This window comes from Pseudomonas sp. LFM046, assembly GCF_000949385.2.
Taxonomy (GTDB): domain Bacteria; phylum Pseudomonadota; class Gammaproteobacteria; order Pseudomonadales; family Pseudomonadaceae; genus Metapseudomonas.
Window position 1 is genome coordinate 3,294,112 of sequence record NZ_JYKO02000001.1, and the last position, 18,817, is coordinate 3,312,928.

At 63.2% G+C, this 18,817-nt stretch carries 19 protein-coding genes and 3 pseudogenes; 10 read left to right on the forward strand and 12 right to left on the reverse strand.

The annotated features are described in order from the left end of the window. Positions 1 to 36 precede the first annotated feature (36 nt). Both TQ98_RS15090 and arsJ read left to right on the forward strand, forming a co-directional pair. Positions 37 to 1,041, forward strand: coding sequence for an ArsJ-associated glyceraldehyde-3-phosphate dehydrogenase (locus TQ98_RS15090; RefSeq protein WP_044874433.1), 1,005 nt, complete (start codon positions 37 to 39; stop codon positions 1,039 to 1,041). 19 nt (positions 1,042 to 1,060) lie between these two features. Beyond that, positions 1,061 to 2,293, forward strand: coding sequence for an organoarsenical effux MFS transporter ArsJ (gene arsJ / locus TQ98_RS15095; RefSeq protein ID WP_044874432.1), 1,233 nt, complete (start codon positions 1,061 to 1,063; stop codon positions 2,291 to 2,293). 48 nt (positions 2,294 to 2,341) lie between these two features. Here arsJ and TQ98_RS15100 read toward each other — a convergent pair whose 3' ends face one another. The 7 genes and pseudogenes from TQ98_RS15100 to TQ98_RS15130 form a co-directional block, all read right to left on the reverse strand. Next, the gene (locus TQ98_RS15100; RefSeq protein ID WP_044874431.1) at positions 2,342 to 3,670 is read right to left on the reverse strand and encodes an MATE family efflux transporter; all 1,329 of its coding nucleotides are present in this window, start codon (positions 3,668 to 3,670) and stop codon (positions 2,342 to 2,344) included. A 22-nt stretch (positions 3,671 to 3,692) separates the two neighbouring features. After that, on the reverse strand, positions 3,693 to 4,769 hold the full coding sequence (locus TQ98_RS15105) for an arginine deiminase-related protein (RefSeq protein WP_146036020.1): 1,077 nt from the start codon (positions 4,767 to 4,769) through the stop codon (positions 3,693 to 3,695). A gap of 31 nt (positions 4,770 to 4,800) precedes the next feature. Beyond that, positions 4,801 to 4,916 (reverse strand): annotated as a pseudogene (locus TQ98_RS27910) (IS5/IS1182 family transposase); the annotation flags it as partial. Further along, positions 4,913 to 5,710, reverse strand: a complete 798-nt coding sequence (locus tag TQ98_RS15115) for a phosphatidylserine decarboxylase (protein WP_082073284.1) — start codon at positions 5,708 to 5,710, stop codon at positions 4,913 to 4,915. The pseudogene TQ98_RS27910 and the gene TQ98_RS15115, both read right to left, overlap by 4 nt. Before the next feature lie 758 nt (positions 5,711 to 6,468). Then, a complete protein-coding gene (locus TQ98_RS28140) occupies positions 6,469 to 6,951 on the reverse strand; it encodes a hypothetical protein (RefSeq protein WP_242443130.1) in 483 nt (160 codons plus the stop codon). Then, a complete protein-coding gene (locus TQ98_RS15125; protein ID WP_146036021.1) occupies positions 6,951 to 7,394 on the reverse strand; it encodes a histidine kinase dimerization/phospho-acceptor domain-containing protein in 444 nt (147 codons plus the stop codon). Before TQ98_RS15125 ends, TQ98_RS28140 begins: the two co-directional genes overlap by 1 nt. Next, positions 7,387 to 7,485 (reverse strand): annotated as a pseudogene (locus tag TQ98_RS15130) (ATP-dependent zinc protease); the annotation flags it as partial. The pseudogene TQ98_RS15130 and the gene TQ98_RS15125, both read right to left, overlap by 8 nt. A gap of 212 nt (positions 7,486 to 7,697) precedes the next feature. Here TQ98_RS15130 and TQ98_RS15135 point away from each other — a divergent pair. The 3 genes from TQ98_RS15135 (at position 7,698) to TQ98_RS15145 (ending at position 9,822) form a co-directional block, all read left to right on the forward strand. Next, positions 7,698 to 8,654 (forward strand): SdiA-regulated domain-containing protein, encoded by a 957-nt coding sequence (locus TQ98_RS15135; RefSeq protein WP_052659236.1) that lies wholly within the window; start codon positions 7,698 to 7,700, stop codon positions 8,652 to 8,654. Between the two features lie 37 nt (positions 8,655 to 8,691). Next, entirely contained in the window at positions 8,692 to 9,081 is a 390-nt protein-coding gene (locus TQ98_RS15140; protein ID WP_044874430.1) for a YkvA family protein, read from the forward strand. 111 nt (positions 9,082 to 9,192) lie between these two features. Next, a complete protein-coding gene (locus TQ98_RS15145; protein WP_044874704.1) occupies positions 9,193 to 9,822 on the forward strand; it encodes a TetR/AcrR family transcriptional regulator in 630 nt (209 codons plus the stop codon). Positions 9,823 to 10,036: 214 nt separating this feature from the next. On the opposite strand, the pseudogene TQ98_RS15150 reads toward TQ98_RS15145, so the two are convergent. The 4 genes and pseudogenes from TQ98_RS15150 to TQ98_RS15165 form a co-directional block, all read right to left on the reverse strand. Next, positions 10,037 to 10,171 (reverse strand): annotated as a pseudogene (locus TQ98_RS15150) (agmatine deiminase family protein); the annotation flags it as partial. A gap of 83 nt (positions 10,172 to 10,254) precedes the next feature. Beyond that, positions 10,255 to 11,349 (reverse strand): extracellular solute-binding protein, encoded by a 1,095-nt coding sequence (locus TQ98_RS15155; RefSeq protein ID WP_044874428.1) that lies wholly within the window; start codon positions 11,347 to 11,349, stop codon positions 10,255 to 10,257. A gap of 2 nt (positions 11,350 to 11,351) precedes the next feature. After that, a complete protein-coding gene (aguB, locus tag TQ98_RS15160) occupies positions 11,352 to 12,260 on the reverse strand; it encodes an N-carbamoylputrescine amidase (RefSeq protein WP_044874427.1) in 909 nt (302 codons plus the stop codon). A gap of 4 nt (positions 12,261 to 12,264) precedes the next feature. Beyond that, on the reverse strand, positions 12,265 to 13,314 hold the full coding sequence (locus tag TQ98_RS15165; RefSeq protein ID WP_044874426.1) for an agmatine deiminase family protein: 1,050 nt from the start codon (positions 13,312 to 13,314) through the stop codon (positions 12,265 to 12,267). 133 nt (positions 13,315 to 13,447) lie between these two features. Between TQ98_RS15165 and TQ98_RS15170 the strand changes: the two genes are divergently transcribed. The 4 genes from TQ98_RS15170 (at position 13,448) to TQ98_RS15185 (ending at position 16,436) form a co-directional block, all read left to right on the forward strand. Next, entirely contained in the window at positions 13,448 to 14,308 is an 861-nt protein-coding gene (locus TQ98_RS15170) for a LysR substrate-binding domain-containing protein (protein WP_044874425.1), read from the forward strand. A 240-nt stretch (positions 14,309 to 14,548) separates the two neighbouring features. After that, positions 14,549 to 15,250, forward strand: a complete 702-nt coding sequence (locus TQ98_RS15175) for an alpha/beta fold hydrolase (RefSeq protein ID WP_044874424.1) — start codon at positions 14,549 to 14,551, stop codon at positions 15,248 to 15,250. Between the two features lie 157 nt (positions 15,251 to 15,407). Further along, positions 15,408 to 16,136 (forward strand): helix-turn-helix transcriptional regulator, encoded by a 729-nt coding sequence (locus TQ98_RS15180; protein WP_044874423.1) that lies wholly within the window; start codon positions 15,408 to 15,410, stop codon positions 16,134 to 16,136. 75 nt (positions 16,137 to 16,211) lie between these two features. Further along, the gene (locus TQ98_RS15185) at positions 16,212 to 16,436 is read left to right on the forward strand and encodes a VF530 family protein (protein WP_044874422.1); all 225 of its coding nucleotides are present in this window, start codon (positions 16,212 to 16,214) and stop codon (positions 16,434 to 16,436) included. 39 nt (positions 16,437 to 16,475) lie between these two features. Here TQ98_RS15185 and TQ98_RS15190 read toward each other — a convergent pair whose 3' ends face one another. Then, the gene (locus TQ98_RS15190; RefSeq protein ID WP_044874421.1) at positions 16,476 to 18,104 is read right to left on the reverse strand and encodes a mechanosensitive ion channel domain-containing protein; all 1,629 of its coding nucleotides are present in this window, start codon (positions 18,102 to 18,104) and stop codon (positions 16,476 to 16,478) included. A 235-nt stretch (positions 18,105 to 18,339) separates the two neighbouring features. On the opposite strand from TQ98_RS15190, the gene TQ98_RS15195 reads away from it, so the two are divergent. After that, the gene (locus TQ98_RS15195) at positions 18,340 to 18,684 is read left to right on the forward strand and encodes a hypothetical protein (RefSeq protein WP_044874420.1); all 345 of its coding nucleotides are present in this window, start codon (positions 18,340 to 18,342) and stop codon (positions 18,682 to 18,684) included. The last annotated feature ends 133 nt before the right edge of the window (positions 18,685 to 18,817 follow it).

Consider the following 18,817-nt stretch of genomic DNA (forward strand, 5'->3'; position numbering starts at 1 on the left):
TTTCCCCTCCCCCAACACACACCTGAGAACACCCGCATGAGCATCAAAGTCGGCATCAACGGTTTCGGTCGTATCGGTCGCCTGGCGCTGCGCGCCGCCTGGGACTGGGCGGAATTCGAGTTTGTCCGGATCAATGACCCGGCAGGCGACGCGGCGACCCACGCCCACCTGCTGAACTTCGACTCGGTGCACGGTCGCTGGCACCACGAAGCCCGTGCCGATGGGGATTTCGTGGTGATCGGCGGCAAGCGCATCCAGGTCACCTCCAACAAGGCCATCGCCGACACCGACTGGTCGGAGTGCGATCTGGTGATCGAGGCCAGCGGAAAGATGAAGACGGTTGCCGCGCTCCAGGCCTACCTGGACCAGCGTGTGAAGCGCGTGGTGGTGAGCGCGCCGGTCAAGGAGCCTGGTGCACTGAACGTGGTCATGGGCGTCAATGACCACCTGTTCAATGCAGCGGAGCACCGCATCGTCACGGCCGCATCCTGCACCACCAACTGCCTGGCGCCGGTGGTCAAGGTGATCCACGAGAATCTCGGCATCCGCCACGGCTCGATCACCACCATCCACGATCTGACCAACACCCAGAGCATCCTCGACCAGCCGCACACGGACCTGCGTCGCGCCCGCGCCTCGGGCATGAGCCTGATCCCCACCACGACGGGCTCGGCCACGGCCATCGCGGAAATCTTCCCGGAGCTGCGCGGACGGCTGAATGGCCACGCCGTGCGCGTGCCGCTGGCCAACGCCTCGCTGACCGACTGCGTGTTTGAGGTGGAGCGCGCGACCACGGCGCAGGAAGTCAATCAACTGCTGAAGGCTGCTGCCGAGAACGAGCTGAAAGGCATCCTTGGCTATGAGGAGCGCCCCTTGGTATCCATCGACTACCGCACCGATCCACGCTCGTCGATCATCGATGCGCTGTCGACCCTGGTGGTCAATGGCACCCAGGTGAAGCTGTACGCCTGGTATGACAACGAGTGGGGCTACGCCAACCGCACGGTCGAGCTGGCCCGCCTGGTCGGTCTGGCCGGCTGAGCAGGAGCGAACGGCGATCATGAATGCGTTGTCAGCCCTCTCCACGGAAGTCCGCCAGTACCTGCTGGTCACCGGCAACTACTGGGCCTTCACCCTCACCGATGGCGCCCTGCGCATGCTGGTGGTGCTGCACTTCCACACGCTGGGCTACACGCCTCTTCAGATCGCCGCCCTGTTCCTGTTCTACGAAATCTTCGGCGTCATCACCAACCTGGTGGGCGGCTACCTGGGCGCGCGCCTGGGGCTGAACCGCACCATGAACATCGGCCTCGGCCTGCAGGTCATCGCGTTGCTGATGTTGGCCGTGCCGGCGGCCTGGCTCACGCTCCCCTGGGTAATGGGCGCGCAGGCGTTGTCGGGCATCGCCAAGGATCTCAACAAGATGAGCGCCAAGAGCTCGATCAAACTCCTCGTGCCGGGCAGCCAGCAGGGCACGCTGTACCGGTGGGTGGCGATCCTTACCGGATCGAAGAATGCGCTGAAGGGGGTGGGTTTCTTCCTCGGGGGCGCCCTGCTCGCCCTGTTGGGGTTCAAGGGTGCGGTCGTCGCCATGGCGGCGGTGCTCGCACTGATCTGGCTCGGCAGTCTCGTGATGCTGAAAAAGGATCTGGGCAAGGCCAAGGCCAAGCCGAAGTTCCGCGACATCCTGTCGAAAAGCCGGGCGATCAATATCCTCTCGGCAGCGCGCCTGTTTCTGTTCGGGGCCAGGGATGTCTGGTTCGTCGTGGCACTGCCGGTCTACCTGAGCACGGTGTTCGGCTGGGACTTCTGGCTGGTGGGGGGATTCCTTGCCACCTGGATCATTGGCTACGGCATTGTCCAGTCACTTGCGCCGGCCATCACCGGCAAGCAACGCGGCCACGTCCCCGATGGGCGCGCGGCCTTCGTATGGGCCGGTCTGTTGGCGATGCTGCCCGCCGCCATTGCGGTTGGCCTTGCGGGGGGCTGGTCAGCCAAGGTCGTTCTGCTGGGCGGGTTGATCCTGTTCGGCGTGCTGTTCGCGGTGAACTCCTCGCTGCACAGTTACCTGATCGTCAGCTATGCCAAGGAAGACGGTGTCTCGCTGGATGTGGGCTTCTACTACATGTCCAATGCCCTGGGCAGGCTGTTGGGTACGCTGCTGTCCGGCTGGCTCTACCAGGCGTATGGAATCGGCACCTGCTTGTGGGTCTCCATGCTGTTCTTGCTGCTGGCCGCCGTGATCGCCTGCGCCTTGCCTCGGCACTCCGCAAGCCACGTGAATTGCACATGAGTCGTAGGCGACAGCCCTGAATGACCGCTGCGCGCTGTCGCCCCCGAATCACGCTTCAATGCGTTTCCAGATGCCGGACTTCATCCAGCCATAGGAAAAGACCAGGTTGACCAGGCATGCCAGTGGCAGTGCAAGCCAGACCGTTGCCACCGGCCAGGCCAGGTAGACGGCGGCGATGTAGGCAAAGCCCAGCATGGCGAATGAAATGAACACTTCGATGACAAATGCCGCCGCAGTGTCACCCGTGCCAATCACCGCGGTGAACCAGATCTCCGCCGGGATGGCTATCAGCATGGCGAGCGCGACGACCTGCAGGCTGATGCTGCTCTGCTCCAGCCCACCTGCCTCGGGAAAGAAGACCGATACCAGCCACTGCGGCGCCAGCAGCGCAACCGCCACAAACGGCCCGGTGACCAGCAACGCCCCGCTGATGGCATGGCGCAGGATGCCGTCGATCTTCTGCGACCAATCACGTCCGATGTAGCGGCTGACCAGCGAACAGGTCGCCTCGCAGAGGCCCTCGGTCGGAATCAGGAAGACGATGTAGCAGGTGAACACGACATTGCCGATCGCCAGCGCCTCGGTACTCATTGATTCGAGAATCAGGAAGAACAGAAACCAGCGCAGCGTCTCCACCCCGCCTTGTAGCGCGATCGGCGAAGCCAGGAGGCTCAGCCGCTGCACGGTTCGGCGCTCGAATTTCGGCCAGCGGAAGAACCGGTACCGGCCCGTATCGAGGCGCCACAGGTAGGCGGTGAGGAAGAGGAAGGTAACGATCTCCGCGCCCACCGAGCCCACCGCGGCGCCTCGCATGCCAAGGGCGGGCAAGCCGAAGTTGCCAAAGATGAACAGGTAATTCAGCAGCACATCGGTCCCCACCAGCAACAGCGTGGCGGGCACCAGGGCTCGCGAGCGGCCGATGCTGACCAGCAGAGCGCTGTAGGCGAACGTCGCGCCGATGAACACCAGGCCATAGGCTTCGATCTGGAGGTAGTCATCCAGCAGAACCCCCACCTCGTCGGACGTGACAAACCAGTAGGTCATCACCGGCGAGAGCAGCTTGAGCAGCACCGTCAGCGCGAGGCAGATCAGCAGTACCAGTATCAGCCCTTGGCTGAAGATGGCGCCGACCGCCTCGGGGCGGCGCTGGCCCGCACGTCGCGCAGTGAGGATCTGAATGCCGTCCACCAGCCCGAGCGGCAGGACCAGGAAAAACAGCAAGACCGAATCGGTTACGGCGATCGCCCCCAGCTCGGTCACACCGACCCTTGCCAGAAACACGGTATCGATCAGGTGGTCGAACGTTTCGGAGGCCTCGACGAAGATGATCGGCAGCGAGAGCCTCCACAGCACTTTCGACAGATTGCCGTTCGCCACGATCGCATGCTCACCGGTTACATCAGGCGGTCAGCGCGATCTTGTAGCAATGACGATTCAAGTGCATGACCATGCAGGACAGCAGCGCACCGCTCTTGTGGAATTCGCTCAGATTGAAATAACTGACCTCCAGTGCCAGGTCGGCAGCGATATCTTCCAACCTGCGATTCTTGCGGACTTCTTCGGCGTATTCCTCCGTGCCTGCCTTCAGCGAATGAATGTGCGATGAGTTCAGCACCAGGCTTGGCAAACGTACGGAGTTGCAGATACCGGAGTAACAGTCATCGAGGCTGACATCAATGATATTGGTCAGGCGTTCGAGCTCGGCAATCTTCTGCTTTTCAAGCAGTTCGGTGCAGACCAGCGTGTTCTCGCGGGTAATCGGAAATACCACGCAATCGAGATGGTAGAGATAGGGATCGGTCATGGGCAGCTTGACGATCTTCATATCGAACTTTTCTTCCATCCAGTCATAGGTTTCCTTTTCAGACCGGAGTCCATAGCCACCAATGTAATGATTGCCGTACAGGTGTTTCAGCTCCGCCTCCCCTTCGAACTTGGTCGCCGGCACATAGACGTCATATCCCATGCTCTGGAAAAAACTGACGCCAACCGCCGTTTCGCCACGGCGCGGCTTGGACGTGAAGTTCGAGATCACGACCGTATTCCTGTCCGATAGATGCTCGAGAACGATGCCAAGATTCGCCGTGTACAACAGGTCCTGCAGCCCGGAAACATGCGGCGTCGGCAGGATATAAACCAGCGCCTCCGCACTGATATAGCGGTACAACTCATAGAACTGGATGCAGGCCCTGACAAAATCCGGTTGGCGATCCTGTTCCGACATTTCCGTCATCCAGGAGTTGTTGGGTTCCTCAGTCGAATAGGAAAACGGGAAGTTCAGCAGGAAGCTGGGCCGCTCCAGCTGGGTGGGATTAAGCCAGGGCGATACCGACTTGAGCACTGGTTGTCTGGCCTCCTTGCCAAAGCTGATTTCCACTTCCTCCAGTTCAGGTTCCAGCGCTCCCGGCTCCAGGCCAATCGCTGGGTTCAGAGTATTCCGCGCTTCGTCTGCAGTAAGGGTCGCCAGAGGTTTCATGGCAGAGCTCTCCTGTCAAGTTAAGGATGGAATGTGGCTCGATCAGGGCGATCGATCCCTGCCACGGTACCAACTGATCCATCTCCATCAGGAACAACTCCTTGCGTTTCCGGCGTACCCCGCACCGGCGAGGTTGATCCGTTTCATTGCGAAACGTGTGGAACGGAAGCACCGTATTTCACGGCATACGGAAAGTCTTCTTCAGCGCTTGAAGAGGTGTGCTTGCTTTCTGAAATACGTATCAGCGCATCGACGCCCGCCTCAACATGGTCGCCGGTACTCTGCAGCGTCTCGAACACGAAGCGGGACGAAAGCGGCACGATCAGGTCCACTTGCGAGCCATAGCGAATCTGGGAGAAGCGCTCTCCCTGGTAGACAGCATGATGCTGTTTCAGGGTGAAAGGCGTTATGCAATCGACATCGTAGTCGGCGATTTGAAGCACAAAGTAGCTAAGGCCAAGTTCAGGCGAGTCGATCCGATTGACCATACGCTGGTTGTGATGAAGGTAATCCAGCATGTCCGGCGCAATGCCAAGATCTTCCAGAAGGCTTGTCTCTACATCGAGCATCGGATGGTTGATCGTATCGATGGGGTCCAGTTCCCGATACGACAGCCGCCCGGGATAGGGAACACGATTGACGTGGACGTCGTACATGGTCATGAAGATGCCGATGACCAGACTTTCCGCCTCGTATCCCGGGTCCCGCAGGGCATCCTGCAACGAATAGGGGCGCCCTTTTATATCGATGATGCTTTCATCGCCCCGTACCGTTTTCTGGTAGAGGATGATGCCGTCGGCCGGCGAAAAGAAATAACTCATGTCCGAATAGGCGGGACGGACGGGGTCTCGAAAAAAGTGATGCTGTGAGATCCAGCTGATCGGCTGGTCCTTGATTGGGGATATGTCGGTCGCCAGCCAGTCCCTGAGACTCTTTGACATGGGGTCCACCTCACTGGGTTGCGGTACAGGTGGTCGAGGAATTCGCCAGAAGCGGACAGACACGATGTCGGGAAGGACGATCTGCCACACTGGCGGCCGCTGTGAGCATGAAGAAGGTCCGTCTCGCGCCTGCCGAGCGTTGTTGTTCTTTCCCTGTTCTTCGTGTTTGTCCCGTGGCTGCAGTTTTCATCACGCCTCCTTCCTCCAAAGACCTGTGCATCCAGGAAATGGGCGGAAGCACCATCCGATTTGCCATTACCGTGCCGTCAAATTGACAGTATCGCCCCTCGCTGGCCTGCCCGGGTTCCATTGGTCAGAACCTTGGCCCGCTTTCGCTCGGGGCGGAGAACCAATTGCTATTACAGAATGCGGAGCATGCCAAAGCGGCCGGTGCGCGGAGGGTGACGTTGCCGTAGGTGCGGATGGATGCGCTGGTGTGACGGACGAGAACACGCATTTCGACCTCTCAACTCACGCGTCGTTGGCGGTGACGCGCGCCTTGCTCGCAGGGCATCCCTGTACCAGATGGGCCGACGCATACCGGCGTCGGCCGTCAATACAGTTGAGTCGAGGGGAAATCGCGCAGTTCAAACAAAATTCGCCGTCGATCGTGCCCCTGATACCCGGAAAGGGTCGATCGGCTCGTTGCTGCGCGTGAGGTCAAAGCGCCGTGGAGCTTGTGGGGGGTCATGCGACAAAGTTCCACCACGCGCTGGTCATTGTCCCGATGGAACTGCAGCTAGAACCGGCTGCCGCCCTCAGCGCGATGGGTGTGCGACACCGTCCAGCCCAGGTGGTCGACAACCCGTTTGACGATGGACAGGCCCAGCCACGAGCCATTCGGCGCGTCTTCGCGCGCATGCACGAAACGGTCGAACAGACGCGCTTTCACTGCTTCGGGCAAGCCGGGGCCATTGTCCTCGACGGCAATGGCATTGGCGTCCAGATGGACCGTGATGCCCCCCCAGCTCGGTATGCAGGCAGGCATTGCGCAACAGATTGCCGACGGCGATGGCCACCAGGTCCGGGATGGCCTGCACGGTCACTTCCTCCGGAGCGTCCACCTCGATGGTCAGCGGCTTGTCTCGCAGCAACGGCTGGCAAGGCTCCACCTCGTGCTCGATCAACTGCCGCAGCGGCACGCGCATGAGGTGGCTGCTCTCCGGAATCCTCGCCAGTTGCAGCAAGGCGGCAACCTGCTGCGCCGCGTCGGACGCATTGCGCCGAATGCGGTCAGTCATCAGCAACAGTTCCGGCTGATCTTCAGGCGCCTTGCCGGGACTTCAGCCGCCCCAAGCATGATCGTCAGCGGGGTGCGCAATTCGTGACTGACGTCAGCGGTGAACCAGCGCTCCCGTTGCAGGGCCAGGCTCAACTGGTTGGTGCGATCCTCGATGGCACGGGCCAGCACGCCGATTTCGTCCCGCGAATCGAGCCCCGGAAGCGCCTCGTCCTGCTGACCGACCTCCACGGCGCTCGCCAGGTTGGTCAGGGGCAGAATCACGCGGCTCGCACTGGCCCGACCGATCAGCAGCGCCAAGGCGATGCCGCCGAGAAAGATCACGGTCAAGGCGAAGTAGGTCGAGGATTCGATGGATTCAAAGTCGTTCTGGTCATCCACCACCGCATGGCGCTGAGTATGGTTCAGCCTCAACAGCGTGTGACGGCGGCGAGCATCACGCACCCTCGCCGCACGTGGGCTCAGTGGTGAAGGTACGGGAAACGTCCACGGCCCCCAGGTGTTCCAGGGTTTGGCGACCGATCAGCACCGGATGGCGGCACTCTGTACCGATCGGCGTCAAGAACGCGTCAAGACGCGGCATCGCTGGCGCACGGGCAAGCTGCTTGAGCGTTGACACGTTCTTCACGCAGCTGCGCGCACAGTACGCTCTTCTGCCCGCAGATGGATGGCCTCCCCTGCCGTCTCCAGCAGCCGCACCAACGACGGCGAGTCCACTCTGCATTGCCCTGCCCGGAGTACCGCTTGATGACCAGCGCAGCCAATCGTCCCTTCCCGTTCCGTGGCCTATCGGCGATGAGTCGCACCGCAAAGCTATGGTTGGTGGTGGGGTTTCTGGGTACCGGCGCGGGCCTGGCCATTTCCGAACACCAGCATTGGGATGAACGACTGGAATTCGATATCAGGAGCGGCCTGAGCGCCGCAGCTGCGCCGGGAACGAACATCTCGCTGGCGGACTACAGGGCCTACATCGACGCCAAACCGGTCAAGGGCATCGACAGGAACCTTTCTTCGGTGGCCTACGACTACGACGAGGATCGCCTGCTCGCGGTGATCAATGGCGGACCGACGGAACTCCTCGCCCTGAGCAAGTCGGGCGATGTCATCGGGCGGTATCCGCTGGACGGGTTCGGCGACGTCGAAGGCGTGGCCTATATGGGCGGGGGCCGCGTGGTGGTCAGTGATGAGCGCTCGCAGCAACTGGCTTTTTTCCAGTTGCCGGCAACACCGCAGAGTATCGCCCTCGACGAGGCGCAAACGCTGTCCCTGGGGATCAATCTGAACGGCAACAAAGGCTTTGAAGGCGTGACCTACGATGCCGAAAAGGACCGCCTGTACGTGGTGAAGGAAAAGAACCCGCGGCAGCTCTACGAGATTTCAGGCGTCGGCTCCAGCCTGGACCACCGCATGCACATCCAGATTCTCGACCGGACCGACTGGATTGGCGAAAAGGTCTTTGCGACCGATCTGTCTGACATCCATTTCGATCCCAAGACCCGGCACCTGATCCTGCTCAGCGACGAGTCGAAGCTTCTCTTCGAAATGACCGACGACGGCGAGATTGTCAGCACGCGCAACCTGGTTGGCTGGCTGAGCGAACTGAAGCATTCTGCTCCGCAACCGGAGGGCGTCACCCTGGACAAGGACGGCAATCTCTACGTCGTCAGCGAGCCCAACCTGTTCTACGCGTTCCGCAAGAACTGAATCGTCCGCCCTCACCCACTTTTGCCAAGGAAGCACCATGCAAGGTCAATCATCGTCACTGCTCACCCGCCTCAAACAGTGGGCCCGGACGATAAAGCGGGACGTGCATGCGCTGTGGCTGGCGGCTCGCGATCCGCGCACGCCCTGGTGGGCAAAGGTGCTGGCCCTGGTTGTCGCCGCCTATGCCCTGTCGCCCATTGACCTGATCCCGGACTTCATCCCGGTCCTTGGCTATCTGGACGATCTGGTGCTCGTGCCCTTTGGCATCTGGCTGGTGGTTCGATTGATTCCGGTGGAGTTGATGGAGGAACACCGTGCAACCGCCGCCCAGGCCGCTTCACGCCCGGTGAGCCGAGCGGCAGCAGGCGTCTTCGTGGTGATCTGGTTGGTGGCTGCGGTGTGGCTCCTGACCTGGATGACTCGATAACGACTCGTCCTGCTCCCAGGGCGTCTTGACGCGTTCTTCACGGCGCCGCGCGTAGCGTTTCAGAAACCCCTGGCCCAGGCCAACCGCCTGACAATGAAGCTCGAGGTGCATATGACCACGCATCAATGCACGCGATTGTCGAAATATCAGCGTCGAGACCAACTGCTTGCCGCCGCATTGGAAATGGTGAGCGAACAGGGAACGGAAGGGTTGACCCTTGTTTCCCTCGCCCATCGCGTGGGCATCACCCACACCGTCGTGTACAGGCACTTCGAAACGCGGGCAGGTTTGCTGATCGCCTTGTGTCAGCAAGTCGATGGGCGCCAGGTCGAGACCCTGGTGAACAGGCTCAAGCGCGCCGCCCCTGACCTGCACGCGGTTGCCCGCGCCATCAGTCACGCCTACATGGCCAGCGCGCTCAGCGCCGGAAAGGAATGGTTCGCACTGCTGGCAGCATTGAAGAGCAGTGAAGCGACGGAAACCGTGCAGCGGCAGACGACCGAGGACTACCTGGCAATCTGCAAGGACGCCCTCGCCCCTTACTCCAGCCTGCCGCCGGACCAGCTCCACTTGCGCTGCACGGGAATCCTCGGTGCCGCACAGGCGATCGCCAACGAATCGATTCACGGCCATTCCAGACTGGCCGACTCAGCCGCTTGCCTGACCGATCTGATCGTCAGCGCGATGGCTCCCGGACAGACGCCACCTGCCCTGCACAATCCCAGGCCTGGCAAACGATGAAGTCGCCGAACCGTTGAACAGAAGGAGCTGTACGTGATCGAACTGACCCTGGCAGGCATCAGCCTGGCCGTCTGGCTGCTGACCGAGCCGTGATCCGCAACCGGACCGCGAGACCAGCTGACGACCGTCAAACGAGCGGAAGGTGCTTGGTCACGCAATGAATTCCGCCACCGCCGGCCACGAACGCCACGATCACCCGCTCCTGCGGGCCGTGTTCGTCGGGCATGAACCAGCTGCTGGCAAGGGCCGCTGAAACGCGGGCCGCGCCCAGGCCAAGGCCCAGGGAAGCGACGGCGCCAATTCCGCTGGCAGCCATCACCTGTTTGATGAAATCACGGCGAGTCGACATGGGAGATCCTCTCTCAGGTGTAATGGCGGGGCGCAGCAACCCATGCCCGGGTGGCGCCCCGCGCGCTCTGGCAGTGGGTGGATTCAGTTGTGGAGGCTGGTCTTGAAGGTGGTCCAGGCACGCATACGCGCACGCATGTCTCGCTGCGGGATGTCCTTGCCGGGTATCAGCCTCTTGTAGGTCGCTTCATCGACATAGATATCCGGGTTGTTGCGCATGTCCGCGTCCACCATCGGCCTGGCCTTGGCGCTGGAGGTGGGATAGCCGGTGGCGTTACTGATCGCCGCCATGTTCTCGGGGCGCATGATGAAGTTGATAAGGGCGTAGGCGTATTCCGGGTGCTGGGCATCGGCCGGGATGGCCATGGTGTCCATCCACACCGTGGTGCCTTGCACCGGTACGCGGTACTGGAAGTTCGTCTGCTTGCCCGCCTCGTCCGAAGCGCGCTGGGCCTGGGTCATGTCGCCGCTGTAGCCGAGGGACAGGCAGATGTCGCCATTGACCAGTTGGGTGACCGGCTGCGACTGGAACTTGCGGATGTACGGCTTGATGCCCTGGAGCAGCGCCACCGCCTCGGCCAGCTCGGCCGGCTTGGCGCTGCGCGGGTCGTGGCCGAGGTAATTCAGCACCACCGCCAGCACTTCGTCGGGCGAGTCGATCATCGAGATGCCGCAATCGGCAAATGTCGCCGCCAGCTCAGGCTTGACGATCAGGTCCAGGCTGTTGACCGGCGCGCCGGCCAGGCGCTTGTCGATCATTTCCTGGTTGTACGTCAGGCCGATGGTGCCCCAGGTATAGGGCACCGTGGCGTGGCGCGAGTACGGGTAGCGGGTCTGCAACGTACGCAGGCCAGGCTCGATGTCATCCAGGTGTTCGAGCTTGCCCGGGTCCAGCTTCTGCAGGGCGCCGGCGCGCATCAGGCGTTCGGCCACGGTGTCGCCGGGGAAGATCAGGTCATAGCCGCTGTGGCCGGACATCATCTTCGCTTCCAGGGTCTCGCTGCTGTCCATCACGTCGTAGATGACCTGGATGCCGGTTTCCTTGGTGAAGGCGCTCAGGGTGTCCGGGGCGAAGTAGTCCGCCCAGTTGTACAGGCGCAGGACCTTCTCCTCGGCCTGGACGGCACAGCTCAGGCCCACGCCCAGCGAGACAATCAACAACTTCTTGATGGCATTCATCTTCAGGCTCCCTGGCGCTGCCAGCGTTCATGGGTTTGACGTCCATCCAGCCCCAGCAACGGGCCGTACATTTCCGGGCGGCGATCGCGGTAGACGCCCCAGTTGAGGCGCTCCTCGCGCATGGCGGCGAGGTCGAGGCGCTGGACCAGCACGCCGGTGCTGTCGCGGTCGGCTTCGGCCAGCAGCTTGCCCTTGTGATCGGTGATGAACGACGAGCCGTAGAAGCGCATCCGCAGGTGTTCATCGGTAGTCGCCACTTCCTCGCCGACGCGGTTGGCGGCAATCACCGGGAGGATGTTGGCGGCAGCGTGGCCGCGCTGGGTGAGCTGCCAGTGATCGCGGGAATCCAGCGCTGCCGCCCCCGGTTCCGAGCCGATGGCGGTCGGATAGAGCAGCACCTCGGCGCCCATCAGGGCCAGGCAGCGGGCGGTTTCGGGGAACCACTGGTCCCAGCAGATACCGACCCCGATCCGGCCGTAGGCGGTGTCCCAGACACGGAAACCGGTATCGCCGGGGCTGAAGTACTCCTTCTCCTGGTAGCCGATGGCGTTGGGGATATGGGTCTTGCGGTACACCCCAAGCAGGCGGCCATCGGCATCGGCCACGGCCAGGGAGTTGAAGAACGCGTTGCCGGCGCGCTCGAACCAGCTCAGCGGCAGCACCACGCCCAGCTCCCGAGCCAGGTCGGCAAAGCGTTTGAGCACAGGACTGCGGCCGTATTCCTGGGCCAGGGCGAGGTGCTTGTGGTCCTGCTCGATGCAGAAGTACGGGGTGGCGAACAGCTCCTGCAGGAGGATCAGTTGCGCGCCCTTGGCGGCGGCCTCCCGCACCAGGCGCTCGGCCTGGTCGAGGTTGCTTTCAAGGTCCCAGCTGCAGGCGAACTGGGTGGTGGCGACGGTCAGCATGCTCATCCCATCACCCCTTCAGCGGCCAGGCCGGCTGTTGCTGGGTGATGCAGTGCACGCCACCACCGCCGTGGGCCAGTTGGTTGATCCGCACCGGCACCACTTCTCGGCCCGGGAACGCCAGGCGCAGGGTCGCGGCGGCTTCGTCGTCGGCGGCAATGCCGTAGGCCGGCATGATGATCGCGCCGTTGGCGATATAGAAGTTGGTGTAGGAGGCACAGAACACCTCGGCGTCGCGATCCACCGCTTCGCTGGCTTCAAAGAGTTCGAGCAGCTCGAAGCGGCGCCCTTGCGCGTCGGTGGAAAGCTCCAGGGCGCGGCGGTTCTCGCGCGCCACTTCGGCGTAGGCCGAGGACGAATCGCGGGTCGCGTCCACCAGCAGCGCGCCGGGCTTGGCAAAGGCGCACACGCCATCGACGTGGCCATCGGTCATGTCGCCGGTGACGTAGTCGGGATCGCCCGGCAGCCAGATGGTCTTCTTCACCCCCAGCAGGCGGGCGAAGATTTCCTCCATTTCCACCTTGCTCATGCCGGGGTTGCGATTGCCGTTGAGCAGCACGGATTCGGTGGTGATCAGGGTGCCCTGCCCGTCCACGTGGATGGCGCCGCCCTCGTTGGCCAGCACGGTATCGAAGCACTCCATGCCCTGGTGGCCGAGAATGCGCCTGGCCAGGCTTTCATCCAGGTCGAAGGCCGATTTTCCGCCCCAGGCATTGAAGCGCCAGTTGACGCCGGCCACGCCCAGGCGCGGATGGCAGACGAAGCTCGGGCCTGAGTCGCGGCACCAGCTGTCGTTGATCGCCAGTTCGACCAGTTCGATGTTCGGGCCACAGAGCTCGCGGGCACGGGCCACAGCGGAGGGGTCGACCACCATCATCACCGGCTCGAAGCGGGCGATGGCGTTGGCCACGCGGGCAAAGTCGACCTGCACGTCAGCCAGGGTCACGCCCCAGCCGTTTTCCCAGAGCGCCTGATTGTGGGGGAACGCCATCCAGGTGGCGGCATGCGGTGCCCATTCAGCGGGCATTACCCAGCCGTTCTGCGAATCGTTGATTTGCATACAAATGCCTTGATTAAGTTTTTGTTATCACAGAGCAACCACGGCCGTGGTAGTTGCTGGCATGCTAGGCCTGTAAATGTGCAGCAACAAACGATAGATTTTGCGGATTTCTGATTAGCAGGACTTATCAGCCATGCTGAAACACTGGCCACCCCTGAATGCCCTGCGCGGCTTCGAAGCCGCCGCCCGCCTCGGCAGTTTCCACAAGGCGGCCGAAGAGCTGCACCTCACCCAGTCGGCCATCAGCCAGCAGATTCGCAGCCTGGAAAGCTACCTCGAGCAGCCGCTGTTCTTCCGCAATGGCCGCAGCGTGGCGCTGACCGATGCCGGCTTCGACCTGCTCAGCACCACCCAATCGCTGCTGCAACAACTGGCCGTAGGCATCCGCCGCCTGGACCAGTACCGCAAGCCCAACCAACTGGTGGTCAACACGACGCCCGCCTTCGCCCAACACTGGCTGGCACCACGGCTTGCGGACTTCCACCAGCGCCACCCGCAGGTCGACCTCTGGTTGCTGACCACCGACGAAACCCCGGACATGGCCACCCAAACCATCGACATCGCCGTACGCGACGACCTCAGCGCCCAGGCCGAATGCAGTTTTCGCGTACTGCTGGAAGACCGCCTGTATCCGGCCTGCCATCCCAGCCTGCTGGAGCTGGCGGCCGAGGCACGGACGACCCTGCATGGCGAGCGTGAAATGGACTGGAGTCACTGGCAGGTGCAGGGCGGCGTCGATGTCGGCCAGCAAAGCCGGGGGCTGAACTTCTCCGATCCCGGTTTGTTGCTCAATGCCGCCAGTCAAGGACTTGGCATTGCCCTGGTCAGCCACCTCCTGGCGGGCCATTTACGGGCCCAGGGTTGGCTGGTGCCGATGACAGAGCAGACGGTGCGCGGCCCGAACTGGAGCTGGCTGGTGCGTCGCAATCGAGAAGGCGATCCGCTCACCCGCAACTTCTGTGACTGGCTGATCGAGGCCCTGGAGCGGGGTTGAGGCGCTTTGCCGCGCCGTCGCGCGGTTGCACCCGTCAGCCTGCGAACCCCATCGGCACCGCGCCGACAGCATGGGTTTCGCTCCGCTCTACCCATCCTACTTGAGCGTCCGAGCCGCCAGCGGACGCACAAAAAAGTCTTCCCCTTTTCAGCGCCCATCCCGGAAAATCCGCGCCTGCCCGCGCCCCGATAGCCCGGCACCCCCTCGTTACCCACGCCACGCAATCCCGTCGAGTTCCCTATGGAAGTGAACCCTCCCGCCCTGGTGATGCTGCCCGGGCTGCTCAACGACCATCGCCTCTGGGCACAACAGGCCGAAGCCCTGGCCGGCCAGGTGGACGTGCAGATCGCCGACCTCACCCGTGACGACAGCACCGCCGCCATGGCCCGCCGTGTGCTGGACGAAGCCCCGCCCCGCTTCGCCCTTGCGGCACTGTCCATGGGGGGTTACGTCGCCTTTGAAATCCTGCGCCAGGCCCCGGAACGGGTGCTGCGCCTGGCCCTGTTCGACACCATGGCCAGCCTCGACTCGGCCGAACGTGCGGCCACCCGCAAGGGGCTGCTGGAACTGGCCCATCGCGGCCGCTTCATCGGCGTCAGCCCGCAACTGATGCGGCGCCTGATCCATTCGCGCTGGCTGGGCTCCCACGTGTCCGCGGCCGTGCAGGAGATGGCGGCGGCCGTGGGCAAGGAAGGTTTCATCCGCCAGCAACAGGCGATCATCGACCGCGCCGACGCCGTGCCACTGCTCGCAGCAATCCGCATCCCGACCCTGATCGTGGTCGGCGCCGACGACCAGATCACCCCCGTGACCGAAGCCCGCCTGATGCACGAACGCATCGCCGGCTCGCGCCTGGAGATCCTGCCGGAATGCGGCCACCTCCCGCCCCTGGAAGCGCCGGAGCGCACCACCGACCTGCTTCGGGAATGGTTGGACGTCTGAGTGGATTAGAAACTGACGACCGTAGGCTGACGTAACAGAGTGGCCCCCACAGCCTTGTTGCCGAAGAACGCCGTGCGTTTCATCGCGATCTCCAACCCGTTCCATGGATGGCAGTATCATCAGGCCCTTCCCTCCTCACATCGGGCCTCGTCGAAACATGGATGACATCGCCGACCTCAACCTGTCCGCCGTTGCCGGCGCCATCGCCGACCCCGCCCGCGCGCGCATGCTCTGCAGCCTGCTGGACGGCCATGCCCGGACCGCCACCGAACTCTCTGCCCTGGCCGATATCAGCGCCTCCGCCGCCAGTGCCCACTTCACCCGCCTGCGGGACCAGGGTCTGGTGGAAATGCTGGTGCAGGGCCGCCACCGCTATTACCGGCTGGCCAACGGACGGGTGGCGGCGGCGCTGGAAGCCCTGCTGGTAGTGGCCGACCGTCCCCGCCCGACGTTCCGCCCCAGCACGCCCTCCACCCTGCGCTACGCCCGCACCTGCTACGACCACTGCGCCGGCGAGCTGGCGGTGAAGCTCCATGACGCGATCCTGGCGCTCGGCTGGATCGAGGCGGACGGCAAGGATTACCGCCTGACCGAGGCCGGCGCCGAAGGCTTCAAAGCGTTGGGACTGAACCTGGAAGACCTGTACGTTCGGCGCCGCCGACTCGCTTTCCCCTGCATGGACTGGAGCCAGCGCACACCCCACCTGGGCGGCGCGCTCGGGGCGCTGTTGCTGGAACTGATGGTCCGCCGTGGCTGGGTCACCAAGGAACTGGACTCCCGCGCGCTGCGCCTCACGCCCAAGGGCGCCGCCACCTTGCACAAGCGCTTCGGCTTCGAGGCCAGGATGCCGGTCGACACCCACGCAGGCCGCCGGGCTTCGGCCTGAACGGCAATTCCCCACCCGCCCTTCCATTCGGCCGGATACGCCAGGCGCTCCGGCCCATCACCACCAAGGCAAGACATGACCTCCACACCGAACAACCCGCTCCACGGCATCACCCTGGAAAAGCTGCTCAACGAACTGGTCGCCCACTACGGCTGGGAAGGCCTCGCCAAACGCATCGACATCCGCTGTTTCAAGAACGACCCCAGCATCAAGTCCAGCCTGAGCTTTCTGCGCAAGACGCCCTGGGCGCGGGAGAAGGTGGAAGGGTTGTTCGTGGAGCTGAAGCGGCGGGAAGGGTAAGTCCACCCCGCATCTCCCGAGGTCGCGGTCAGTCGTTCATCACGCTTCATCCTGCTGCCTGGGCGCCTGCGCCGGGGGCGTGAACCAGCGTTCCCGGGGCACCCATTTCGCGTTTGCGGGGTCCCCCAGGTAGTGCGGCGACATGATCTGCACGCCGTACTCGTTGAACACGTCCTGGATATTCGCGTGGAGCATGGTCAGCAACTCCGCGCGCGGCCGAGGCTCACTTGGCACCGCCTGGGCCACCAGCCGGTACTCGGGATAGAAATCCGAAAGCGCGGTCTGGAACACCTGCGGCCGTGGCATCTGCAGGACGCCCGGCGTGCGCTGCGCCGCCTCGAGGAGCATCGCCTCCACCTGCCGCCAGGGCGTGTCATAGCCGATGGTCACCGTGGTATCCACCACGTAGCCCTGGCCCTGCACCACGCGGGAGTAATTCTTGGTGACCGAGCCGGTGATCATCGAGTTGGGCAGGGTCAGCACTTCACCCAGGCCGGTGCGGATGGTGGTGGTGAACATGCCAACCTCGGTCACCGTCCCTTCGTAGTCGCCAACGCGCACGAATTCGCCGGGGCGCAGCGTCCGGGTGTAGGTGAGGATCAGGCCCGCGGCAGCCTGCCCCACCACGCTCGACGCCCCCAGGGAGATCATCAGGCCGATCAGCACCGACAGCCCCTTGAACGCCTCGGTCCCTGCGCCGGGGAGGTAGGGATAGGCCATGGCCACGGCGAACAGCCAGATAGCCAGCGATGTCAGCCGGGTAGTTGGCTGCAACGTCTCCTTGGTGAGCCAGGTGATGGTGCCGGGCCGGGACAGGCGCTCCAGAAGCCGCTTGCTGAAAGCACTGAAACCGCGCGCGATGAAGAAGATCAGCAGCGCGATGACAATCCCCGGAACAGCACTCACCACGGCATCGACCAGGTAGCGAACCAGCTCCAGAAGGTACTGGTTGAGGCTCTCGCCCCAGGGTCGGGTATAGGGGAAGCGCTGCAGCACGAACGTCAGCCATTGGTAGGTGAGCAGCAGCACCAGCGACCAATACAGCAGGGCCAGCAAGCGCCTCACCAGTGGGAAGAAATTGCGGAAGTCGACCAGTTGCGTCTGGCCGATCTTCAGCGAACGGGTGTGCTGCTGCATGCGCATCGGCAACCAGGACAACGCTCGCTGGTGGGCCCAGGAAAGCAGCCGCAACAGCGCGATGTAGAACAGGGTAGCCACGACGGTCAGCCCGCCGGCGATCAACAGGAAATGCAGGCTGCGTGCCTCCTGGGACTCCGCGACCACCTGGCGCAGACGCTGCGCGGCATCCTCCGCTGCCTCCTGGACCGAACGATCGGGCGCGTCGACATCCTGGGTTGAAACGATGAACGCCCGGTGGTCCCCCAGCAGCACCAGGTAGCTGTTCTGGATGGTAGTGAGCCTGACGTTCAGGTCTTCGGTGCCATCGAGCACTTCATCGATCACGGCCTTGGCCCGCCTGGCGCGGACCTCGGGCGACTCACCGAGCAGGCTGGCGCGAAAGGTGAAGATGCTGCGATTGGCGATCTTCAGTTCGGCGGGAGCCGCCGTGACCGTCGCCGTCTCCTCCACCGCCTGTGCGACGGCGGAGACCACCAGCCAGAAAATCCCAAAGACAGCCGCGCCCCACCAGTAGATCCGCTTACCCATGCATCGCACTCCGGCCCGTCTGCAATTCTTGGCCGGGCTTCCCCAGCGCCCGGCAGTTGCAGCCTAGTCCAATTCAAAGCGGCGCTCGTGAATCCCGGCAGCATTCCCGTACCGACCTTTAGCCGCCAGGCGGGCCGCAGGTCTGCCGAGTGGACCCCACGCTCATGCCCGCTTGCTGAATTTGTTTTCCGGCTGCAATTGCTGCCCCCGCTGGCCGCGCACTACACTTCGCCGCATGAATCGGTGCCTGCGCGTTTTCTTCATCTTCCTGATCAGCCTGTCGCTTCCCCTGAGTGGGATGGCGGGCGTCCAGGCGCCGACCGAACCCTGCCCAATGCAAGCCTCCGGCATGCGCCACATGGCGGGCATGGACCAGGACTGCTGCCATGACATGGGCAAGATGGCCGAGCATGGCAAGAAGGCCTGCAAGACCGGCCAGGAATGCAAAACGGGCAGCATGCTTCAGGTTTCCGTCCTGAAGCCGCCCGTCGACCTGACCGGCCCTGTGCTGGCCATCGCTCCTCCCGCAGCGGCGCCCGACCGCTCACCTGCCGATCTCTGGCGACCACCCACCGCCTGATTCCTCTGTCGAGCTGAACGCCCTGCCGCATTACGCGTGATTGCCGGCGGGTTCGCGCCTATGCGCTGAAATTTCAGAGGATTCACCCGATGACCTCCTTGAGTCCTTGCCACGGACGGCGCCTGTCTGCCGC